This window comes from Streptodolium elevatio (assembly GCF_040649515.1).
Taxonomy (GTDB): domain Bacteria; phylum Actinomycetota; class Actinomycetes; order Streptomycetales; family Streptomycetaceae; genus Yinghuangia; species Yinghuangia elevatio.
Window position 1 is genome coordinate 1 of record NZ_JBEZFP010000252.1, and the last position, 4,339, is coordinate 4,339.

Here is a 4,339-nt window from a genome sequence, read left to right on the forward strand (position 1 = left end):
ATTCGTCGGTGCCGGCGCCGAGGGTGTTGATGGTGTATTCGGTGGGGCCGTAGAGGTTGTAGCCCAGCACGCCCGGGGTCTCCCGCAACGCCGACCACACCGTGTCGGAGACCGCCTCACCGCCGAGCAGCACCAGGCACGGCCGGTGCTCGCCGGTCAACAGTCCTTCGTCCAAGAGGTGTTGCGCGTACGTGGGGGTGATGTTGATGACGTCGATGTGGTGGTGGTTGAGGTAGTGGGTGAGGGCGTGGGCGTCGCGGCGGAGTTGTTCGTCGCAGATGTGGACTTCGTGGCCTTCGACGAGCCAGAGGAGTTCTTCCCAGCTCATGTCGAAGGCGAAGGAGACGGTGTGGGCGATGCGTAGGCGTCGTCCGGCTTGGGCGACGACGGGGTCGAAGATGTGGCGGCGGTGGTTGTACTGCATGTTGGTCAGGCCGCGGTAGGGGGTGACCACGCCCTTGGGGCGACCGGTGGTGCCGGAGGTGTAGATGACGTACGCGGGGTGGTCCAGGCGATGCGCATCGGCCCGGGTGAAGCCCGGACGCTCCGCATCCGTCAGATCCGCACCCGAGAACGCCGCGACGAAGGCGGCCACTTCGGGCGCGTCCAGCAGCAGCGGTTCCGCGTCCTCGGGCAAGCGGTCCGCGGACGCCTCGGCGGCCAGCACGCACACCGGCCCGGTGTCCTCCAACAGGAGGGCCAGGCGCTGTGCGGGCAGGTCGAGTTCGAGGGGCAGGTACGCGGCGCCGGTCTTCAGCACCGCGAACAACGCCGCCACCATGTCGGGCGTACGCGCAAGTCCCAGCGCGACCACGCGCTCCGGCCCCGCGCCGTGCGCCTGTAGCAGGCGGGCGATGCGGTTGGCGCGTTCGTTGAGTTCGCGGTAGGTCCAGGTGACCGCGTCCGGGGTGTCGGGTCGGAACACCAGGGCCACGGCGTCCGGTTCGGCGGCCGCCTGCTCCTCCAGCATCTCCGCGATCGTCACGTCGGGCAGGTCGTGCGCGCTGTCGTTCCAGGCCACCAGGACCTGCGCCGACTCCGCGTCGGAGAGCAGTTCGTAGTCGCCTATGCGTCGGTCCGGTGCCTCGCCGACCAGTTCCAGCAGGCGTACCAGCCGGGCGAGCAGGGTCTCGGCGGTCTCCGCGTCGAAGAGGTCGGCGGCGTACTCGATCGCGACCTCCAGCGGCCCGACCGGGGCGCCGGTGTCGCTGGTCTCGCGGAACACGAAGTCCAGGTCGAACTTCGCGGTGGGCGGCGTGAACCGCGCCCCTTCGACCGTCAAACCGGGGAAGTCGACCGTTCCCACGGCCTGGTTCTGGTAGCCGACCATGACCTGGAACAGCGGGTTCCGGCCCTGCGAGCGCACCGGGTTGAGGGCCTCGACCAGCCGCTCGAACGGCAGGTCCTGGTGCGCGAACGCGCGCAGGTCGGTCTCGCGCATCCGGGCGAGGAGTTCGGCGAATGTGGGGTCGCCCGACACATCGGCCCGCGCCACCACGGTGTTGACGAAGAACCCGATCAGGTCGCCGAGCGCCTCGTCGTCGCGGCCCGCGACCGGGCTGCCGAGGGGGATGTCGTCCCCGGCGCCCAGGCGGTGCAGCAGCAGCGCCACGGCGCTCTGGAACACCATGAACGAACTCGCCCCCGAGGCACGGGCGATGGCCCGCAGCCGGTCGGCCGCATCCGCGGGCAGCATCGCCTCGACGGTTCCGCCGCGGTACGTGGCCAGCGTCGGCCGCGGGCGGTCCGTCGGCAGCGGCACTTCCTGTGGTATGCCCGCGAGTTCCTCGCGCCAGTAGGCGAGTTGCCGGGCGTGCAAGCTGTCCGCGTCGTCCGGGTCGCCGAGCAGGTCACGCTGCCAGAGGGTGAAGTCCGCGTACTGGACCGGAAGGTCGTCCCAGTCGGGCGGGCTGCCCGCGTGGCGTGCGGCGTACGCGGCAGCCAGGTCGTGGGCGAAGGGCCGGATCGACCACTCGTCGACCGCGATGTGGTGGAACACCGCAAGGAGCACGTGCTCGTCCGGAGCCGTCGTGAACACCGAGACGCGCAAGGGCGGATCGGCGGCCAGGTCGAACGGTCGGCGCACGGCTTCGGCGACGAGGGCGGTGACGCGCGTCTCGGCGTCGACGCCGCTGCCGCCTGCGCCGCGGGTGTTCTCGCTACCGGAGTCCTGCGCCGACACGAACTCGACGTCGAACGCCGGGTGATCCGCGGACACCAGGTGCTGAGCGAGATGGTCGCCCGGGTCCCCGCCGGCCCCGGGAGCCTCCACACAGACCGTGCGAAGCGCTTCGTGCCGCGCCGCGACGTCGCGGACCGCGGCCCGCAACGCCTCGGTGTCCAACGCGCCGCGCAGCCGCACCGCGACCGGCTCGTGGTAGGCGGTGCCCGCGTCCGCGAACTGGCCGAGCAGCCACAGGCGGCGCTGCGCGTACGAGAGCGGCACGTGCTCGGGCCGCGGACGCGGCGCCGGCACGGGACGCGTGTCCGACGCGTCGCGGTCGCCGAGCGGCCCCATGCGCTCGGCGAGCGCGGCCGGGTTCGGGGCGCCGAACACGTCCCGGATGCTCAGCTCCACGCCCAGTACCGAACGGGCCTTGGCGGTCAGCCGCGCGGCGAGCAGCGAGTGGCCGCCGAGATCGAAGAAGTCGTCGTCGGCGCCGACGTCCGCGACGCCGAGCACCTCGGCGAACAGCGCGCACACCGCCTTCTCCTCGGCGGTCTCCGGAGCCCGCCCGGCGGGGCGTACCGCCGCCTCGGGAGCGGGCAGCGCGCGCAGGTCCAGCTTGCCGTTGACGGTCAGCGGCAGCCGGTCGAGCACCACGAAGGCGCTCGGCACCATGTAGTCCGGCAGGCGCTCGCGCAGGTACTCGCGCAGGCGCGGTACGAGCGTCCCGGCTTCGCGCGTCGCGGCCGGATTGTTGGTGTACGCGGCAAGCGTCGGCCTGAGCACGCTGGGGGTGTACGGCGCGACCGCGCGGGCGGCCACCCGGTCGGGGGTGAACACCGCCTCGCAGCTGCCGTCCGGATGCGCGGACCACGTGACCGCCACGTGGTGGCCGTGCCGCGCGCCGAGCACGTACAGGTCCTCCGGCTCGACCGCTTCCGGACGCCGCCGGTCCCGGGCCTCGCGTGCCTCGGCGACGGTGCCGCCGTCCGCGAGCACCCGGGCGGCCGCGGCCTCCCCGGCGAGACGGGCGTTGGGGATGCCGGTCACCCGCAGTGACACCGGCGCGCTGCCGCGTCCTAGGGGGACTTGCGGGCTTTCGGACGCGGCGCCGGTTGCCAGGCGGTCGGCGAGGTCCGCCAGTCCGGTGTCGGACCAGGGGACTTCGGTGGCCTCCGGGACGGCCGCCCCGGTGTCGTCGGCCGGGCCCGAGGCGCGGCGCAGGACCGCGTCGTACCGGTGGCGCGACAACTCGTTGTGCTCGGTGCCCCGCTTGACCAGGACGTCCACTCCCGCCAGCCCGGGCACGTGTTCCGGCAGGGCCGCGAAGTAGCCGGGGTCGACCAGGAGTTCCTTCTCCCAGACCAGGGACCGTTCGATGGCGGCGCGTACTTCGGTGTCGTCCGCGGCCGCGTCGGCGCGTTCCAACTGGATCGCGGTGTGGAAGATCCGGGCGAGGCGCAGGTCCCGTACGTCGCCGAGGAACACCGCGCCGCCGGGAGCGAGCAGTTCCACGGCCCGGCGCAGGACGTCGGTCAGGTAGTCGGCGCTCGGGAAGTACTGCGCCACCGAGTTGACCACGATGGTGTCGAAGAAGCCCTGGGGCAGACCCGACAGGTCGTGCGCGGGGCGCACCCGCAGCTCCACCCGCGCCGCGAGCACGGGGTCGCGCTCCAGATCGGCACGCAGCTTGGCGATCACCGGGGCCGCGAAGTCGGTCGCCCAGTACGCCTCGCAGTCCGCCGCCAGACGGCCCATCAGGAGGCCCGTGCCGACGCCGATCTCCAGGATGCGGCGCGGCCGGTCCGCGGGGGCCAGCGCGGCGATGCGGGCCACGGTGGCGTCCCGCCATTCGCGCATGTGGTGGAGCGGGATCGGGCGGCCGTCGTAGCTGCTGTCCCAGCCGGCGAAGTCCTCGCGGAACAGCGCGGTGCCGATCTCGGCGTACTCCGCGTCGTAGATCTGCTGCCACTCGGCGAGTTGCTCGGCCTCGCCGGTCGCGCCGCGCCCGGCCTCCGGGTCGGGCACGACGTACCCGACCAGCCGCGCGGCGCCGTCCGGTCCGGGCAGCGGTACGACCGCCGCGTGGGTGATGTGGGGGTGGGTGGTGAGGGTGGTTTCGATTTCGGTGGGTTCGATGCGGTGGCCGCGGATTTTGGTTTGGTGGTCGGT

Annotated in this window: 1 protein-coding gene; it reads right to left on the bottom strand. The window is 72.7% G+C overall.

Features of this window, described 5'->3' with window-relative positions; genetic code table 11:
* On the bottom strand, window positions 1–4,339 hold a 4,339-nt coding region (locus tag AB0C36_RS42555; RefSeq protein WP_358365025.1), incomplete at both ends, for a condensation domain-containing protein.